Source organism: Pantoea sp. GD03673 (assembly GCF_029844725.1).
GTDB lineage: Bacteria > Pseudomonadota > Gammaproteobacteria > Enterobacterales > Enterobacteriaceae > Pantoea.
Map to the genome: position 1 here is coordinate 337,995 of NZ_JAOCKJ010000004.1, position 18,486 is coordinate 356,480.

The 18,486-nt window shown below is 56.4% G+C and carries 19 protein-coding genes; 6 read left to right on the forward strand and 13 right to left on the reverse strand.

All coding sequences use genetic code 11. From position 1 onward, the window contains the following. The first annotated feature begins 78 nt into the window (after nt 1–78). Nucleotides 79–1,053 carry an aldo/keto reductase gene (locus tag N5J69_RS09820; protein ID WP_279769928.1) on the forward strand — a complete coding sequence of 325 codons (975 nt, stop codon included), beginning with the start codon at nt 79–81 and terminating at the stop codon, nt 1,051–1,053. 64 nt (nt 1,054–1,117) lie between these two features. Here N5J69_RS09820 and pgpA read toward each other — a convergent pair whose 3' ends face one another. The 6 genes from pgpA to nrdR form a co-directional block, all read right to left on the reverse strand. Beyond that, nucleotides 1,118–1,657, reverse strand: a complete 540-nt coding sequence (gene pgpA, locus N5J69_RS09825) for a phosphatidylglycerophosphatase A (RefSeq protein WP_279770101.1) — start codon at nt 1,655–1,657, stop codon at nt 1,118–1,120. Next, nucleotides 1,602–2,579, reverse strand: coding sequence for a thiamine-phosphate kinase (gene thiL / locus N5J69_RS09830; protein WP_279769929.1), 978 nt, complete (start codon nt 2,577–2,579; stop codon nt 1,602–1,604). The genes pgpA and thiL overlap by 56 nt, the downstream gene beginning before the upstream one ends. A 55-nt stretch (nt 2,580–2,634) precedes the next feature. Next, entirely contained in the window at nt 2,635–3,054 is a 420-nt protein-coding gene (gene nusB / locus N5J69_RS09835; protein WP_098051325.1) for a transcription antitermination factor NusB, read from the reverse strand. A 19-nt stretch (nt 3,055–3,073) separates the two neighbouring features. Further along, nucleotides 3,074–3,544, reverse strand: coding sequence for a 6,7-dimethyl-8-ribityllumazine synthase (gene ribE, locus N5J69_RS09840; RefSeq protein WP_275219971.1), 471 nt, complete (start codon nt 3,542–3,544; stop codon nt 3,074–3,076). 90 nt (nt 3,545–3,634) lie between these two features. Then, complete coding sequence (gene ribD, locus N5J69_RS09845; protein WP_279769933.1) at nt 3,635–4,735, reverse strand: bifunctional diaminohydroxyphosphoribosylaminopyrimidine deaminase/5-amino-6-(5-phosphoribosylamino)uracil reductase RibD; 1,101 nt, start codon at nt 4,733–4,735, stop codon at nt 3,635–3,637. 3 nt (nt 4,736–4,738) lie between these two features. Then, entirely contained in the window at nt 4,739–5,188 is a 450-nt protein-coding gene (gene nrdR, locus N5J69_RS09850; RefSeq protein ID WP_009091750.1) for a transcriptional regulator NrdR, read from the reverse strand. Between the two features lie 187 nt (nt 5,189–5,375). Here nrdR and lysM point away from each other — a divergent pair, with 187 nt between their 5' ends. Further along, complete coding sequence (gene lysM / locus N5J69_RS09855) at nt 5,376–5,813, forward strand: peptidoglycan-binding protein LysM (protein WP_279769936.1); 438 nt, start codon at nt 5,376–5,378, stop codon at nt 5,811–5,813. Nucleotides 5,814–5,829: 16 nt separating this feature from the next. Beyond that, on the forward strand, nt 5,830–6,408 hold the full coding sequence (locus tag N5J69_RS09860; RefSeq protein ID WP_279769937.1) for a DUF3251 domain-containing protein: 579 nt from the start codon (nt 5,830–5,832) through the stop codon (nt 6,406–6,408). 62 nt (nt 6,409–6,470) lie between these two features. On the opposite strand, the gene secF is transcribed toward N5J69_RS09860, so the two are convergent. The 5 genes from secF to queA all read right to left on the reverse strand — a co-directional run bounded on the left by secF (nt 6,471) and on the right by queA (nt 11,953). Further along, a complete protein-coding gene (gene secF / locus N5J69_RS09865) occupies nt 6,471–7,439 on the reverse strand; it encodes a protein translocase subunit SecF (RefSeq protein WP_279769939.1) in 969 nt (322 codons plus the stop codon). Between the two features lie 10 nt (nt 7,440–7,449). After that, nucleotides 7,450–9,297 (reverse strand): protein translocase subunit SecD, encoded by a 1,848-nt coding sequence (gene secD / locus N5J69_RS09870; RefSeq protein ID WP_279769941.1) that lies wholly within the window; start codon nt 9,295–9,297, stop codon nt 7,450–7,452. Nucleotides 9,298–9,322: 25 nt separating this feature from the next. Beyond that, nucleotides 9,323–9,655, reverse strand: a complete 333-nt coding sequence (yajC, locus tag N5J69_RS09875; RefSeq protein WP_009091760.1) for a preprotein translocase subunit YajC — start codon at nt 9,653–9,655, stop codon at nt 9,323–9,325. Beyond that, nucleotides 9,655–10,803 carry a tRNA guanosine(34) transglycosylase Tgt gene (gene tgt / locus N5J69_RS09880; protein WP_111140010.1) on the reverse strand — a complete coding sequence of 383 codons (1,149 nt, stop codon included), beginning with the start codon at nt 10,801–10,803 and terminating at the stop codon, nt 9,655–9,657. The genes yajC and tgt overlap by 1 nt, the downstream gene beginning before the upstream one ends. Nucleotides 10,804–10,882: 79 nt before the next feature. After that, a complete protein-coding gene (queA, locus tag N5J69_RS09885) occupies nt 10,883–11,953 on the reverse strand; it encodes a tRNA preQ1(34) S-adenosylmethionine ribosyltransferase-isomerase QueA (protein WP_279769944.1) in 1,071 nt (356 codons plus the stop codon). Between the two features lie 103 nt (nt 11,954–12,056). Between queA and N5J69_RS09890 the strand changes: the two genes are divergently transcribed. The 3 genes from N5J69_RS09890 to N5J69_RS09900 all read left to right on the forward strand — a co-directional run bounded on the left by N5J69_RS09890 (nt 12,057) and on the right by N5J69_RS09900 (nt 14,916). Then, nucleotides 12,057–12,638, forward strand: a complete 582-nt coding sequence (locus N5J69_RS09890; RefSeq protein WP_279769946.1) for an ACP phosphodiesterase — start codon at nt 12,057–12,059, stop codon at nt 12,636–12,638. A 208-nt stretch (nt 12,639–12,846) separates the two neighbouring features. Next, a complete protein-coding gene (locus N5J69_RS09895; RefSeq protein WP_279769948.1) occupies nt 12,847–13,659 on the forward strand; it encodes an inositol monophosphatase in 813 nt (270 codons plus the stop codon). Next, nucleotides 13,660–14,916: a histidine-type phosphatase gene (locus N5J69_RS09900; protein WP_279769949.1), complete on the forward strand. Its 1,257-nt coding sequence runs from the start codon at nt 13,660–13,662 to the stop codon at nt 14,914–14,916. 521 nt (nt 14,917–15,437) lie between these two features. On the opposite strand, the gene proY is transcribed toward N5J69_RS09900, so the two are convergent. After that, a complete protein-coding gene (proY, locus tag N5J69_RS09905) occupies nt 15,438–16,790 on the reverse strand; it encodes a proline-specific permease ProY (RefSeq protein WP_279769951.1) in 1,353 nt (450 codons plus the stop codon). Nucleotides 16,791–16,859: 69 nt separating this feature from the next. Continuing rightward, a complete protein-coding gene (gene brnQ / locus N5J69_RS09910; protein ID WP_279769953.1) occupies nt 16,860–18,179 on the reverse strand; it encodes a branched-chain amino acid transporter carrier protein BrnQ in 1,320 nt (439 codons plus the stop codon). Nucleotides 18,180–18,486: the final 307 nt, after the last annotated feature.

Sequence of the window (18,486 nt, forward strand, 5' to 3'; positions counted from 1 at the left end):
CCCCTCTCTGCGCTCCCCCTCGGGGAGCGCAACATCCTGCTATGCTAAAGCCTTTGCACTTTCGCAGGAGCCTCCACCATGAAAATGATTCAACTGGGTACCACCGATCTGCAGGTGTCACGTCTCTGTCTTGGCTGTATGACCTATGGCGAGCCAGCACGCGGTAATCACGCCTGGACGCTGCCGGAAGCAAGCAGTCGCCCGCTGATCCAGCAGGCGCTCAATGCGGGCATCAACTTCTTCGATACCGCCAACAGCTACTCAGATGGCAGCAGCGAAGAGATCCTGGGTCGGGCGCTGAAAGATTTTGCCCGCCGCGACGAGATTGTGGTCGCTACCAAAGTTTATTTCCCGCTCACCAATCTGTCACAGGGGCTGTCGCGCAAAAATATCCTGCAATCCATTGATGACAGCCTCCAGCGTCTGGGCATGGAGTATGTCGATCTGCTGCAGATTCACCGCTGGGATTACGACACGCCGCTGGAAGAGACGCTGGAAGCGCTGCATGAGGTGGTGCAGTCCGGTAAAGCCCGCTACATCGGTGCCTCATCAATGCACGCCAGCCAGTTTGACCGCGCATTGCAGATGCAGTCTGAACAGGGCTGGCATCGCTTTGTCAGTATGCAGGATCAGTACAACCTGATTCAGCGCGAAGAGGAGCGTGAAATGCATCCGCTCTGTCTGAAAGAGCAGATCGCCGTGCTGCCCTGGAGTCCGCTGGCACGCGGTAAGCTGACCCGCCCGTGGGGTGAAAACACCGCGCGTTCCGCCTCTGACCAGGTGATGGCGAAGCTCTATGACAACACCGAAGAGAACGATGCCGCAATTGCAGAGCGGCTGGCGCAGGTGGCGGAACGTAAAGGCGTGACGCGGGCGCAGGTGGCTCTGGCCTGGCTGCTCAGCAAGCCTGCTGTTACGGCACCGATTATTGGTGCGTCACGTGCAGAGCAGTTTGAGGATCTGGTGAAGGCAGTAGATGTCACGCTGAGTGAAGAAGAGGTGACGCTGCTGGAAGAGGTCTATCAGCCGCATCAGGCGACAGGATTCGAATAAAGCTGAACCAGAAAGTGACGCCCTGCGCGGGCGTCACCGTCCATCAGGTAGGCAGCGCCTGCCGTCAGCCCGCCAGCCAGGCGGCAAAGCCGTAGAGCATGGCCGCAGAAATCACGCCAGCAATGATGTCATCAACCATGATCCCCATGCCGCCATGCACATTGCGGTCAAACCAGCGAATCGGCCACGGCTTCCACATATCAAGAATACGGAACAGCACAAAACCGCCCAGTACCCATTGCCAGGTGTTGACCGGAATCGCCATAAGCGTAATCCACATGCCGATGAACTCATCCCAGACAATACTGCCGTGATCGTGCACGCCCATATCTTTGGCGGTGCGATGGCAGAGATAGACGCCGACGCAGATACCCACCAGCACCACCAGCGAATAGAGATCCTGCGGCAGATAGGTCATCAGACACCAGAAGGGGATGGCCGCCAGCGATCCCATGGTGCCGGGCACGACCGGGCTTAGCCCGCTGCCGAAACCGGTCGCCAGCAGGTGCCAGGGATTGCTCATCCGCAGGCGGCTTTTCGCCACGTCATTATTTAGTGTCAAAGTGATCAAACCCTTTATGACGGAAGGTGGCGGGTTTGCCATCATCCAGCAGCATTAAGCCTTCCGATTCCGGTGCAATCTGCCCGATACAGGTATAAGGCACGCCCAGATGGCCCAGCGCCACATCGAGCGCGCCGCGGTTAACTTCCGGCACGGTGAAGCAGAGTTCGTAATCTTCCCCGCCGCTCAGTGCCCAGCGCAATACCTGCTCAGGTTCAAAGTGGTCACGCAGCGCCGCCGACAGTGGCAACGCGTCAAGGTTAAGCCGTGCGCCGCAGCCACTGGCTTTCAGCACGTGGCCGAGGTCGGAAATCAGGCCGTCGGAAAGGTCCACCGCAGAGGAGGCCAGCGAACGCAATGCCTGCCCCTGCAGAATGCGCGGCATGGGACGCAGATGACGTTTAATCAGCGCTTCGTGTACCGCCGGATCGCTGATGCGGCAGTGATGCTGCAGCAGCGCCAGACCTGCCGCGCTGTCACCCAGCGTGCCGGTCACGTAGATCCAGTCGCCCGGCTTTGCGCCCGAACGTTTAAGGGCGCGGCCCTGGGGTACCAGACCGTGAATCGCCAGCGTCAGGCTCAGCGGGCCACGGGTCGTGTCGCCGCCAACCAGCTGCATATCGTAATATTCCAGCAGTTCAAACAGGCTCTCACTGAAGGCAGAAAGCCAGCTCTCATCGACCTGCGGCAGCGTCAGGGCCAGCGTCAGCCACGCGGGATCGGCACCCATGGCCGCAAGGTCACTAAGATTAACAGCCAGGGCTTTGTAACCGAGATCGGCAGGATGGATATCACGTAAGAAGTGCACTCCCGCGACCAGGGTATCGGTGCTGATCGCCAGCGTCTGTTTTTCCGGCACGCTAAGTAACGCACAATCGTCACCGATGCCGAGTTCGACATCACGGCGGCTGCGTGTTCTGCGGTTGAAATAGCGTGCGATGAGTTCAAATTCACCACAAGACATAATTGCGTTCCGCTTAACTCTTCATGAAAAAAGGCCGGCAAGCCGGCCTTTTTGTTTATTTGCGAGTGGGTCGAATTTGTGGACCGGCTTTATCCAGCACGCCGTTAACAAATTTATGACTGTCTTCGGCACCGAAGACTTTCGCCAGCTCAATCCCTTCGTTGATGGCCACTTTATAGGGCACATCATCACGTTTGCTCAGCTCATACAGCGAGATGCGCAGGATAGCTTTTTCTACCTGGCCCAGCTCTTCGAGCTGACGCGACAGATAAGGCTTCATCAGTCCATCCAGATACGCACTGTTGGTCGCCACACCGGACAGCAGTTCGCGGAAATAGGTAATGTCGACGTCTTTGACGTCCTGTTCCGCCAGAAACTGGTATTCCACATCGGCAATGTCGTTATTCGACAACTGCCAGGAGTAAAGCGCCTGAACAGCGCACTCACGGGCGCGACGACGAGCAGCAGGTTTCACAAAATTCCCCTTACAAAAATCAGGCTTTAATGGCTTTCAATACGTTGATCATTTCGAGCGCAGTCAGCGCCGCTTCAGCACCTTTATTACCCGCTTTGGTGCCGGCACGCTCAATGGCCTGCTCAATACTTTCCGTCGTCAGCACGCCGAACGCGACAGGAATATCGCTGTTCATGGCAACGCTGGCGATACCGGAGCTGGCTTCACCCGCCACATATTCGAAGTGCGCAGTGCCACCACGAATAACGGTGCCGAGTGCGATAATCGCATCATGTTTGCCTGAGTTCGCCAGCGCACGTGCTGCCAGAGGCAGTTCGTAGGCACCAGGCACCCAGACTACGGTGATATTGTCATCTTTGACCTGGCCAATACGTTTCAGGGCATCAACTGCGCCATCCAGCAGGCTGTCATTAATGAAGTTGTTAAAACGCGCAATAACGATGGCAACATTGGCCTCAGGCGTTGCAACAGCAGCTTCGATAACTTTCATACTTATCCTTTCAGGGGTTTGGTTGGCCCCGCGCAGGGGGGCGGATTCTATCATACTCTTGGGCGGCGTGCTCTCGCTTTTCCGACCGTGTTATTGTGGTGTCAGGGTCAGACGCAAATCGTCACCCACCTGCCGGACGTCGCTGAAACGGAAGGCAGGCGCGTCAGCCAGCTGGCTGAGTCCCGGCAACTGACACAGGCCGCGTCCTTCATGACCTAAAAGCTTCGGTGCCAGATAAACAATCAGTTCATCGACCAGCCCGGCCTGCAACAGGGCACCGGCCAGCGTTGCCCCCGCTTCAACCCAGACGCTGTTAATCTGACGCTGTCCCAGCAGCATCATCATTGCCACCAGATCTAATTGCTGTTCGCGCAGTGGAACCGCGATTTGCGTCACCCCGGCAGGCCAGCGCTGCTGGTCCGGCTGATGACGCATCAGCCAGGTTTCGCCCGGCTGTGAAACGAGCCGATGCTGCGGTGCGACGCGATTCTGGCTGTCGATAACTACCCGTACCGGCTGACGCAGCTGCTGCTCATCGAGCAGCGCCTGGCTGTCGGCAGTGAGTTCAGACCAGCGCACTGTCAGGGAGGGATCGTCCGCCAGCACAGTGGCGCTGCTGCTGAGAATCGCGGCACTTTGCGCCCGCAGACGCTGTACATCGCGGCGGGCAGCCTGCGACGTTATCCACTGGCTTTCACCGCTGGCCATGGCCGTGCGGCCATCCAGCGACGCACCCAGTTTGAGCTGAATCCAGGGGAATCCGGTGCGCATCCGCTTGAGGAAGCCGCGATTCAGCGCTTCCGCTTCCGGCATCATCAGACCGTGACTGACGTCAATGCCTGCCTGATGCAGACGGTGCAGTCCGCGACCTGCGACCTGCGGATTCGGGTCCTGCATGGCGGCCACGACGCGGGTAACGCCCGCGGCGATCAGCGCATCACAGCAGGGCGGCGTGCGGCCATGATGGCTGCATGGCTCCAGCGTGACATAGGCGGTTGCGCCACGCGCTTTCTCGCCCGCCATGCGCAGGGCGTGGACTTCAGCATGCGGCTCACCGGCACGCTGATGCCAGCCCTCACCCACCACCTCGCCATCGCGCACGATGACACAGCCAACATTCGGGTTAGGCATGGTGGTAAAACGGCCGCGTCGCGCCAGTTCCAGCGCGCGCGCCATATAGAGCTCATCCATACTTTAATCCTGTAACCGGGCGATCTCTTCGCCAAAATCACGAATATCTTCAAAGCTGCGGTACACCGAGGCGAAGCGAATATAGGCAACTTTATCGAGTTTCTTCAGCTCATCCATCACCAGATTGCCAATGAGCTTACTGGGGATCTCACGTTCGCCGGTGGCGCGCAGCTGCGTTTTAATATGGTTTACGGCGCTTTCCACCGCGTCGGCGCTGACCGGACGCTTCTCCAGCGCTTTCATCATCCCGCTGGCCATTTTGTCTTCATTGAAAGGTTCGCGCACATCATTGCTTTTCACCACGCGTGGCATCACCAGTTCTGCCACCTCAAAGGTGGTGAAGCGTTCATGACACATCAGACACTGGCGGCGGCGGCGCACCGAGGAGCCTTCACTAACCAGACGAGAATCAATCACTTTGGTGTCCACAGCGGAGCAGAATGGGCAATGCATGACGTTTCCTGACGCGAGATAGATGGGCCACACAGTGTAGCGCGAACTGCGAATCAACAAAATCTCTTCGTGCCTTTCGTGAACAACCGCGCACAGCACAAATGATGTTAAATATCAGTGCTGGCAAAAGGGTCTACGCTTATAGAGCCGAAAGACGGCGTATATCCACTAACACACTGGAGGTTGTATGGGTCTGTTTAATTTTGTGAAAGAAGCGGGTGAAAAATTGTGGGATGCCGTGCATGGCGGTGAAGACCAGAATAAAAAACTGCAGGATCACATCAACAAGCTCGGCTTGCCAGACAGCGACAAGGTGGACGTGAAGGTCAATGGTGATACCGTAACCGTGACCGGCGATGGCCTTTCTCAGGAGCTGAAAGAGAAGATTCTGATCGCAGCAGGTAACGTTGCTGGCATCACAAAAGTGGAAGACAAGGTCACCGTAACAGACAGTGCGGCCGAGTCAAAGCTATACACCGTGAAGAAAGGCGACACGCTGAGCGCCATTTCCAAAGAGGTGTATGGAAATGCCAGTGAATACAACAAGATTTTCGAAGCGAACAAGCCAATGCTCACCCATCCTGATAAGATCTATCCTGGCCAGGTATTACGTATTCCTGAATAACGGACAAGGATAACTTATGAACAGGTTGGTTTGGGTTCCGGTCGTGTTCTCTCTGGTGACGCTGAGCGGCTGCAGCAGCACGGCCGGCAATCCGCAGGTGAAAGAACTGCATCAGGAAGTGAGTCAGCTTAATCAACAGATGCAGCACCTGACCACGCAGGCCAGCGCGCTGGAAATCCAGGGGCAGCTCAACAGCCAGTTGCAGCAAGGTGCGTGGCTGGTGCCGCAGGCGAACACGCCGGTGGCGCTTCACACGCAGCTCGGCACACTGCGACTGACACTGTCGCCCGTCACTGCGGAAGCCAGCGGCTCGCGGGCAACCCTCACGGTACGCTCAATGGACGACAGGCCGTTGCCTGCGCTGCACGCAACGGTGATCTGGGGTGAACTTGACCCGGCGACAGGTAAACCGCTGGGCGGTGACAGTCTGAGTCAGACGATTGACGTGCCTGCCTCGCTGCTGCCGCAGCATACGGCCACCGTCCCGCTGCGACTCAGCGGCCTGACACCGGAGCAACTGGGTTATGTCCGCGTGCATAACGTGTCCGGTGACACGTCGACCCAGACCTCCCCTGCTGCACCTGCAAATCCTTAGCAGACGGTGCAAAAAAAAACGGACAGCCATAAGGCTGTCCGTTTTTTCTTTCTGACGTGCTATTAAGGCAGGATAGAAGGCTGATCGGCCCCCTCTTTCTCGACTTTCTGCACCATCATATGTTCACGCTTCATGCCCAGCTTCAGCGCCAGCGCTGAAGAGACATAAATGGATGAAACCGTACCAATCGTCACACCAATCAGCATGGTCAGTGAGAAGCCTTTCAGCAGCGCACCACCAAACACGAACAGGATGAGGATCATCGCCAGCGTTGTCAGCGAGGTAATCAGCGTACGACTTAACGTCTGGGTCAGTGACACGTTTGTAATATCGTAAGCGCTGCCGCGACGGATCTTGCGGAAGTTTTCACGAATACGGTCAGAGACCACGATCTTATCGTTAAGCGAGTAGCCAATGACTGACATCAGTGAGGCAACAATCGTCAGGTCGATTTCAATGCGGAACAGCGCCAGCAGGCCGCAGGTGATGATCACGTCATGCGCCAGTGCCAGCACGGTCCCCAGCGCCAGACGCCACTCAAAGCGGAAACCGATGTAGATCAGAATCGCAATCAGTGCTGACAACAGCGCCATCGCACCCGCCTGCGCCAGGTCGCTGCCCACACTCGGACCCACGAACTCAATGCGCTTAACGGTGGCGTTTTGCTGAGTGGTCTGGTTGATCACCGACACCACTTTATTGCCTAACTCGGTGCCCGCCGGGCCGGTAACCGGTGCCATACGCACCATCACGTCACGGCTGCTGCCAAAGTTCTGCACCAGCGGCTCATCAAAGCCCGCTTTCACCAGATCGCTACGCAGCATGTCGAGGTCGGCCGGTTTCTCCAGCGCGATCTCAATTACCGTACCGCCGGTAAAATCGAGGCCCCAGTTAAAACCACGCACGCTCACGATCGCAATCGCGGCCAGAATCAGCAGTCCCGAAATGATGAAGGCCAGCTTATCCCAGCGCATAAAGTCGACGACTTTACGCCCGTGGTTTAACTGCTCAATGTTATATTCCTGTGCCACAACGCACTCCTCAGATAGACAGCTTGTTGATGCGTTTGCCACCGTAAACCAGGTTAACAATGGCACGGGTACCGATAATCGCGGTGAACATTGAGGTCGCGATACCAATTGCGGTGGTAATCGCAAAGCCTTTGATCGAACCGGTGCCGACCGCGTAAAGAATGATAACTTTGATCAGGGTGGTCACGTTCGCATCGACAATACTGGAGAAGGCACCTTTGTAGCCCTCATGAATTGCCTGCTGAACCGAGCGCCCGTTACGCAGCTCTTCTTTAATACGTTCGTTAATCAGTACGTTAGCATCAACCGCTACCGCCAGGGTTAACACGATACCGGCAATACCCGGCATGGTCAGGGTCGCGCCCGGCAGCAGGGACATAATGCCGACAATCAGCACCAAGTTCACCAGCAACGCACTGGTCGCAATCAGACCAAACTTCTTGTAGAACACCACCATAAACAGGATCGAGGCGAGCAGGCCCCACAGGCAGGCTTCCAGACCCTGAGTAATGTTCTGCTGACCCATTGTCGGCCCGATAGTACGCTCTTCCACAATCTGGATTGGCGCAATCAACGCACCGGCACGCAGCAGCAGCGACAGCTGACGCGCTTCGTTCGGGTTGCTGATACCGGTGATGCGGAAGCTGTTCCCCAGGCGAGACTGGATATTAGCGACGTTAATCACCTCTTCCTGTTTCACCAGAATTGAACGGCCATTGGCATCTTTCTTACCGCTGTCTTTGTACTCCACAAACAGGGTCGCCATCGGCTTGCCGATGTTGTCCTTGGTGAAGTTAGACATGATGTTACCGCCTGCGCCATCCAGTGAAATGTTCACCTGTGGCTGGTTGTACTCATCCATGCTGGAGGTCGAGTCGGTGATATGGTCACCGGTCAGGATCACCCGCTTGTAGAGCACCACTGGCTGACCATCACGCATGTCTTTGACTTCAGAGTCACCCGGAACCCGGCCACTGGCCGCTGCGGTGGGATCCACGCTGGTGTTCACCAGACGGAATTCCAGCGTCGCGGTCGCACCCAGAATCTCTTTGGCGCGCGCCGTATCCTGAATGCCCGGCAGTTCAACCACGATACGATCGGAACCCTGACGCTGTACCAGCGGTTCCGCCACGCCCAGCTGGTTTACACGGTTACGCAGAATGGTAATGTTCTGCTGAACCGCATATTCACGCGCTTCGCTGAGACGGGCATCGCTCATGGTGGCACGCAGGGCATCGCTGCCGCTGCTGTTGATCACCAGATCCTGATGACGCGAGGCCAGCCAGGAGATTGCCGCATCACGGCTGGCAGCGTCACGGAAACGAATTTCCACGCCGTAGTTCGCGATTTTGTTGACGTTGGTATAAGGGATATTTTTGGTGCGCAGGTCGCTACGCAGCGTATCAGCGTTCTGCTCCTGCAGCTTGCTCAGGGCGGTGTCCATGTCCACTTCCATCAGGAAGTGCACACCACCACGCAGATCGAGACCGAGTTTCATCGGCTCTGCTGACAGCATCGTCAGCCAGCGCGGCGTGGCTGGCGCAAGGTTCAGCGCGACAACGTAGTTTTCACCCAGCGCTTTCATGATCGCTTCACGGGCGCGTAACTGCACATCCGTATTAGCGAAACGCGCGGTAATCGCACCATTTTCCAGCGCAACCGATTTGCTCTGGATATTGTCTTGTTTTAATGCGGACTGAATCTGATCCAACGTCTGCTCACTGGCGGCGCTTCCGCGCGCACCAGTGATTTGAACGGCCGGATCCTCACCATACAGGTTGGGAAGCGCATAGAGCAGGCCGACGAGAATCACGACGACCAGCATCACATACTTCCACAAAGGATAACGATTTAACACGGCAGTTCCCTTAGGGAAGAAAGAATTACAGCGCCTTAATAGTGCCTTTAGGCAGCACGGCGGCGACGAAATCACGTTTAATGACGACTTCATTGGTGTCATTCAGCGCGATAGCTACGTAGCCCGTGTCAGAGACTTTTGTTACGCGGCCTACCAGGCCACCGCTGGTCAGCACTTCATCACCCTTAGAGATAGAATCCATCAGCTTCTTGTGCTCTTTCGCACGCTTCTGCTGCGGACGCAGGATCATGAAATAGAAAATCAGACCAAACACCACCAGCATGATCACCAGAGAATACGGACTTCCCTGAGACGGAGCGCCTGCTGCGGCAACGGCGTCAGAAATGAATAAGCTCATTAAATTTCCCTCATTGATGAATTATCAGACGTTAATGGCGGAACTTCTTTGCCCGTCCGTTGGTAAAACTCAGTTACAAAGCGCTCTAATTTACCCTCTTCGATAGCCTGGCGTAAACCTGCCATCAGACGCTGGTAGTAGCGCAAATTGTGGATAGTATTCAGACGCGCGCCCAGTATTTCGTTACAACGGTCGAGATGATACAAGTAGGCACGGCTATAATTGCGACAGGTGTAACAATCACACTCCGCATCCAGCGGCGCAGTGTCATCTTTGTATCGGGCGTTGCGAATTTTCACCACACCTTCAGTCACAAACAGATGACCATTTCGCGCATTGCGGGTTGGCATCACGCAGTCAAACATATCAACGCCGCGACGGACGCCTTCAACCAGATCTTCTGGCTTACCGACACCCATCAGATAACGCGGTTTATCCTGCGGAAGCTGCGGACAGACGTGCTCAAGAATCCGGTGCATGTCCTGCTTAGGCTCACCCACCGCCAGGCCGCCCACAGCGTACCCATCAAAGCCAATCTCTACCAGACCTTTCACCGAGACATCTCGTAAATCTTCGTAAACCGAGCCCTGAATGATGCCAAATAACGCATTTTTGTTGCCGAGGCTGTCGAAGCGATCGCGGCTGCGTTTCGCCCAGCGCAGCGACATCTCCATAGAGCGTTTGGCGTAGTCCCAGTCCGCAGGATAAGGCGTACATTCATCGAAAATCATCACGATGTCTGAACCGAGGTCGTACTGAATCTCCATCGATTTTTCCGGATCGAGGAAGATCGGGTCGCCATTGATTGGGTTACGGAAGTGAACGCCTGCTTCAGTGATTTTACGGATGTCACCCAGGCTGAAGACCTGGAAACCGCCGGAGTCGGTCAGGATCGGGCCTTTCCACTGCATAAAGTCATGCAGATCCCCATGCAGCTTCATGATCTCCTGGCCTGGACGCAGCCAGAGGTGGAAGGTATTGCCCAGAATGATCTGTGCGCCGGTCTCCTGCACTTCTTCCGGCGTCATGCCTTTAACGGTGCCATAGGTGCCGACCGGCATAAACGCAGGGGTTTCTACCACGCCGCGATCAAAAATCAGACGGCCACGGCGTGCGCGCCCGTCTGTGGTATCAAGTTCAAATTTCACAAAGCCTCCATCGGAGAAACAGTCCGATGCAGATAACCTTCAGTCGCCCGACGGGCGACTCCGGCTATCGGTTAATAAATCAGTCGCCCACTTTTTCCAGCGGCGCCTGCGGATTTTTGCTGATAAACATCGCGTCGCCATAACTGAAGAAACGATATTGCTCAGCCACGGCTGCGCGGTACGCGGCCATGGTGTGCTGGTAACCGGCAAACGCCGAGACCAGCATAATCAGGGTTGATTCAGGCAGATGGAAGTTGGTGATCAGCGCATCGATCACCTGATACTCATAGCCCGGATAGATAAAAATCTGAGTGTCGTCAAAGAACGGCGCAATCAGGGCATCCTGACTCGCTTTGGCGGCGCTCTCCAGCGAACGCACCGAGGTGGTGCCGACGGCGACCACTTTATTGCCACGCGCTTTACAGGCCAGCACCGCGTCGACAACCTCCTGCGGCACTTCAGCATATTCTGCGTGCATGTGATGCTCTTCAATGGTCTCGACGCGCACCGGCTGGAAGGTGCCCGCACCGACATGCAGCGTCACAAACGCCATCTCAACGCCCTTCTCTTTCAGGGCCTGCAGCAGCGGTTCATCGAAGTGCAGACCGGCGGTCGGGGCCGCAACAGCACCGGGACGGGCGCTGTAAACCGTCTGATAAAGCTCGCGATCCGCGTCTTCATCCGGGCGGTCGATATAGGGCGGCAGAGGCATGTGGCCAACGCTGTTAAGGATGTCGAGCACCGCGCGCTCATCATCAAATTCAATCTCAAACAGCGCGTCGTGGCGTGCCACCATGGTGGCTTTCACGCTCTCATCTTCGCCCAGCAGCAGTTCTGCACCCGGCTTCGGCGCTTTTGAAGCACGCACGTGCGCCAGCACGCGCTTGTCGTCGAGCATCCGCTCCACCAGCATCTCGATTTTGCCGCCGCTGGCTTTACGGCCAAAGACGCGCGCCGGAATCACACGGGTATTGTTGAACACCAGCAGATCCCCTGGATTCAGCTTATCCAGCACATCGGTGAAAACACCGTGCGACAGCGCACCGCTGGGGCCATCGAGCGACAGCAGGCGACAGCCGCTGCGCTGCGCCTGGGGATAGTGAGCAATCAGGGATTCGGGCAGTTCAAAAGCAAAATCGGCGACACGCATTGAAATGTTCTTTCTCAGGCAAAAACAGGCGGCACAGTTTAGCGGAAAATCGACCAATTCTGAACAACTGGCTGCGCAAAGGCAGTTCAGCCTATAATGCGGCATGAACTTTCTTGCTCATCTCCATCTGGCTCAGCTGGCCGACAGCTCCCTGCTCGGCAATTTGATGGCCGACTTTGTGCGGGGCAACCCGCACCAGCACTGGTCCGCGCCTGTCGCAGACGGCATTCTGATGCATCGTCGTCTGGATGTGATGACCGATGCGCTGCCCGAAGTGCGCAGCGCCCGTCAGCTATTCCGTGCCGAAACCTATCGCGTGGCACCGATTACGCTGGACGTCATCTGGGATCATTTCCTGGCCCGCCACTGGCAGCAATTTACGCCCGACCAGACGCTGGTGCAGTTCTCTGCCGCCGCCGAGCGCGACATTATGCCGCAACTGGCAGACACGCCCCCCGAATTTCAGGCGCTCAACGCGGTGATGTGGCGCGAGCGCTGGTTTGAGCATTATGCCCAGCCTGCCCGGCTGGAGCGGGTGCTGCACGGCATGGCCAGTCGCCGTCCGCGTCTGGCGGCACTGCGCGACTCTTACCACGATTTCACGCAACATTATGATCAGCTTGAAGCGCTGTTTTTTGTTTTTTATCCGCGTTTAATGGCGCTGGCGACCAGCAGAACCCTGTAAAACCCGATCCTCTGCTGCCGGGGTGGCAGATACCCGCTTTTGCGTAATCAAAAAAGCCTGCCGCCCGGCTCCGCACCATCTTGCCATTGTTGCATATCTGCGGCTTAATGAAGCCTTTCTTAACAATAGTGATGTCAACATCACAGCCAGACCACCTGTTCAGGTGCGCCTTCCGTTCGTTATGGCAAAAAAATCATAAGAGGAAAAGATGTCATCCGCTTCGCATTCTGAAATTGACGCGCGTTACCGTTACGCCTGCGACATCGCCCGTGCGGCGGGTAGCCGGGCCCTGTCATGGTATCAGCAGCGTCAGACGCTGGTGGTGGAACACAAAAGGGATTTGCAGGACGTGGTCAGCGAGGCTGATCGTAACGTTGAAGCATTAATTAAGACATTAATCGCTGAACGTTTTCCTGAGGATATCGTCTATGGCGAAGAGAGCGGCGGCGAGGTTGAGGGCGCGCCCTTTATCTGGGTCGTTGATCCTATTGATGGCACCGCCTGCTTCGTCAACGGTCTGCCTAACTGGTGCGTGTCGCTGGCGGTCGTCTGCGACGGCGAACCGGTGATCGGCGTGGTCTGCGATCCCAATCATCAGGAGCTGTTTCATGCCCGTGCGGGTCAGGGTGCCTGGCTCAACGAAAGTCGTCTGCAGGTACATGACGCAGCACATCTCAGTGAGGGTTTACTCGGCATCAGCAACTCCAGTCGTACGCCGGGCGAAAGTCTCTCGCGCCTGATTAGCGGCTTAATTGAGCAGGGCGGCATGTTTATTCGCATCGGTTCAGGTGCGCTGACCAGCGCATGGGCGGCGGCCGGGCGGCTGATTGGTTATTATGAAGCGCATATGCACCCGTGGGACAGCCTGCCGGGCATCGTCCTGATGCGTGAAGCAGGCGGTGTGACCAATGATTATCTGCGTAATGACGGTCTGAAGAACGGTAACCCGGTGTTGCTGGCAAATGCGGCCCTTTATCCCACCATTAAAGCGCTGACCGGTAATTGCGCACTGGAAGAGTAAATGACGCTGCTCCCACTGTGCCGCGGTACGCTTATCCTCAGTGCTCTCTGGCTGCTCAGTCCGGCGTCACAGGCAGCGGATTATCAGCTGGAAAAAGTGGTTGAACTGAGCCGCCACGGCGTCCGCCCCCCAACGCCCGGCAACCGTAAAGAGATTGAAGCCGCCAGCCAGCAATCCTGGACGCAGTGGACCACGGCTGATGGCGAGCTGACGGGCCACGGCTACAGTGCCGTGGTGAATAAAGGACGCTGGGAAGGCGAGCATTATCGCCAGCTCGGCCTGCTGAATGCGGGCTGTCCTGATGCGGCTCAGGTCTACGTGCGCGCCAGTCCGCTGCAGCGCACCCGTGCCACGGCCTCGGCGCTGACGGACGGCGCTTTTCCCGGCTGCGGCGTGCCGGTGCATCACGTGACGGGCGATGTTGATCCGCTGTTTCAGAGTGAAAAGCTGCCGCTCACCCAGACCGATCCCGCTCAGGCGCTGGCCGCTAAACAGCAGAAAGCGGGCGATCTGGCACGGCTGCAACAGCAGCTGCAACCGGCAGTTCAGCAACTGAAAGCCGCTGTCTGTCCGCCTGCCACTGACTGCCCCTTGTTTGATGCCCCCTGGGCATTCCGGCAAACCCGCAGCGGCAACAGCTACGTTTACGGGCTGAGCGTGATGGCGAGTATGGTGGAGACGCTGCGCCTGGGCTACAGCGAAAATCTGCCGTTTGATCAGTTAGCCTGGGGACACATTACCTCCGCCGCGCAAATCACCGCGCTGCTGCCCCTGCTGACCGCAAACTACGATCTCAGCAACGACGTGCTCTACCTGGCACAGCGACGCGGTTCGATACTGCTCAACACTCTGCTGGAGGCCATTGCCGCCGACAATTCACCAGATCGCTGGCTGATTCTGGTGGCGCATGACACCAATATTGCGATGGTGCGTACCCTGATGGGCTTTAACTGGCAATTACCCGGCTACTCACGCGGCAACATTCCACCGGGCAGTAGTCTGGTGCTGGAACGCTGGCGGGACACCCGCAGCGGCGAGCGTTTTTTGCGGCTCTATTTTCAGGCACAAAGCCTGGACGACATCCGTCAGCTGCAACCGATTGATGATAAACACCCGTTATTACGTCAGGAGTGGCATCAGCCCGACTGCAGAGTTACCGATGTCGGCCTGCTCTGCCCTTATCAATCCACGCTGGCTGCGCTGCGTAAAAATCAGGATAACAGCGCTGTGCTGCCGGTTTCGGTTATATTGCCCTGAGTCTGTGGCTAATCAAATTCAGGCCGCTGCCGCCGTGTGACCTGAATAATGTTAACTGCGGTTAATTAACGCCATTCCGACCTTTTCTTATTTAAATCGCCCGACTATCAGCGCCCCCCTTTTTGTTTTACGATAGTGACGTCAATCATCCCTTTATTAACTCTTTTCCTGTAATTCTTGCGTATTTCGGCGACTGGTTTCGCCGTTTTTTATTTCTCTTTTTTCTCCTTTCTGACACCGACCTTGCCTGTCCGGCCGCATTCACTCTGGCCTCAGGCGTCATCAGCGCTTTTCCCCCTCTGACGTTCACTGATATTCACTGCCGCTTTAAATCCCCCATCCCGGATGCCTTCGCCCAAATAAACCGGCGCAAATATTTATTTTGCAGACAGAGTTTCTTCTCCTGATAAAAGGATTTCGGGTTGTGGTGCAGATCACACAAATAAGCAGAGGGAGGAGGAAATAAAAGAAGGAAATAGCGTGTTCTGCTCTCCCATGAATCGGGAGAGCAGAACAGGAGATTAACGTGGTTTACGCACCAGCTTATAGCCCAGCAACAGCACCACGATCCACACCATACCCACATAGAGTGAAATACGGGTATCGGGGAAATACCCAATCAGTCCGATAATAAAGCAGAGGAACGCCACACCAACACCCGCAGTCCAGCTGCCACCGGGCAGCGCAAACTTCAGCCTGCTGGCCGCCTCTTTGCCAATTTTGCGACGGAACGCAATCTGCGACAGCAGAATCATGATCCAGACCCACACCGTTGCAAAGGTGGCCAGCGACGCGATCACCAGGAAGACTTTTTCGGGCATCAGGTAGTTGAGATAAACCGCAATCAGCATGGCGAACATCATCACCACCACCGTCACCCACGGAATGCCGCGTGAAGAGACCTTCATGAAGACCTTCGGGGCATGCCCCTGCTGCGCCATACCATGCAGCATGCGGCCCACGCCAAAGACATCGCTGTTAATGGCAGAGAGTGACGCGGTCAGCACCACGAAATTGAGGATAGAGGCGGCCGCCGCGATCCCCAGATGCTGGAAGGTCAGCACAAACGGGCTGCCCGACGTCCCGACCTGATTCCACGGATAGATCGACATAATCACAAACAGCGTGCCGACGTAGAACACCAGAATGCGCCACGGCACCGAGTTGATGGCGCGCGGAATCGACTTCTCCGGGTCTTTCGCTTCACCGGCGGTGATACCGATGATTTCGATGCCGCCATAAGCGAACATCACCATCTGCAGCGACAGCAGCATGCCGACCACGCCGTGGGCGAAGAAACCGCCGTTGGTCCAGAGGTTATGGATACCGGTCGGCTGACCACCGTTGCCAATCCCCCAGATAATCATGCCCAGACCGGCCAGAATCATCACGATGATGGTGGCAACTTTGAAGAAGGAGAACCAGAACTCCACTTCGCCGAACACCTTCACGCTCATCAGGTTAACAGCACCGATGATCAGCACCACGCTCAGCACCCATATCCAGTGCGGCACCTCGGGGAACCAGACACCCATATAGATGCCGAACGCGGTAACATCCGCAATCGCCACAATCAGGATTTCAAAACAGTAAGTCCAGCCGGTGATGTAGCCCGCCATCGGCCCAAGATAGTCCTGCGCGTAGCGTGAGAAAGAGCTGGCCTGTGGATTGTTAACGGACATCTCACCGAGTGCGCGCATGATGACATACGCCACTGCACCGCCAATGATATAGGCGAGCAGTACGCTCGGTCCGGCCATTTTTATCGCATCGGCGGAACCGTAAAACAGCCCGGTGCCAATCGCCGATCCCAGCGCCATAAAACGGATGTGGCGTGTGCTCAGTCCGCGTTTGAGCTTGTTGGTTTCTTGCATAACAACCTGTACCTGTGAAATGAAAAAACCACGGGCAAGCCCGTGGTTAAAGAAGAATCAGTGCCTCTGTTACGAGTGAACCGTCACCTGTTCCGGCCCTTTCACCCGATCAACAACCGCGGCAATCAGCAGCATCACCAGCGATGGCGGCAACCAGGCAAGACCCTGATCGGCCAGTGGCAGATGCTGACTGAATGCAGGCAGCAAATCTTTAAACCCGGTAGTTTTAATCGCATCAACAATACCAAACAGCAGGCTTACCAGCATTGCAGGCGCGATAATCCGGCTGCTCTTATTCCACCAGTTAAGGGTGAAACTCAGTACCACCAGCACGATACACGGCGGGTAGATCGCCGTCAGTACCGGGATGGAGATCTGAATCAGGTGGCTCAGGCCGAGATTCGACACCACCATAGAGAACAGTCCCAGAATAAACACCAGCGCTTTATACGATAACGGCAGGTATTGCGCAAAAAATTCCGCACAGGCACAGGTCAGGCCCACAGCGGTCACCATACAGGCGACGAAGATCAGCGCGGCCAGGAAGAAGCTGCCCATGTTGCCAAAGGTGTGCTGAACGTATGCGTGCAGAATCGCTGCGCCGTTGGCATTTTGATCCACCAGCGCACCGCTGCCCGCGCCCAGTTTAAACAGGCAGAGGTAAACCAGCGTCAGGCCTACACCGGCAATCAGTCCTGCCAGCACGGTATAGCGGGTCAGCAGCGCGGCATTGTCCACGCCACGCGAACGGGCGGCGTTAACAATCACGATGCCAAACACCAGCGCGCCCAGCGTATCCATGGTCAGATAGCCATTAACGAAACCACTGGAGAACGCTGCACGCTGATAATCAGCGGTCGCCGGAATGGTGCCGCCCGCAGGCCATAGCAGTGCAGCAACGCCCAGCACGGTCAGCGCGATAATTTTTAATGGCGCAAGGAAGTGCCCTACCGTGTCGAGCAGCTTGCCCGGATAGAGCGATACGCCAATCACCAGCACGAAGTAGATCAGGCTGTAGATGAACAGCGGCAGCGCGCCCTCACCGGTCAGCGGCGCAATGCCCATCTCAAACGAGACCGTTGCCGTGCGCGGGGTGGCAAACAGCGGCCCGACAGCCAGATAGCATACGGTCGCCAGCACGATGCCAGCGACCTTGCCAATCGGCGTGCTGAGCGCATCCACGCCGCCGCCGACGCGAGCGAGCGCGATCACCGTCATCACGGGCAGACCGACGGCGGTAATCAGAAAACCTATTGCGGCCATCCAGACGTGTTCGCCAGACTGGATACCGACCATTGGCGGAAAAATAATGTTACCCGCGCCAACAAACAGGGCGAATGTCATAAAGCCCAGCGCGAGAATGTCCTTCGAAGTTAAACGATGTGTCATACGGCCTGTCACTGATGTTGCGGTGGAAGTTGGGTTAGTGTTGTCCCCTCGCTGCGTGCAAACCGCGATGGGGCTGACAATGTCAGCGCATTATGCTCGTCGCAGGGTAAAACGCAGGTGATTTAAGCTGCTTTTATTCTGTTCACAGAGGGATGGATCGACAACGGCGCTAAGTAAAACGTTTATAGCGGTGAAAGGCAATACGGGATCGGAAAACCAGAAGGTTATACCGCCATTTTTTGAAAAGGCAGAGGATAGCGTTGATTTTTGCAGCAGGCACACAAGATGATGTGCCTGAATAATAAAC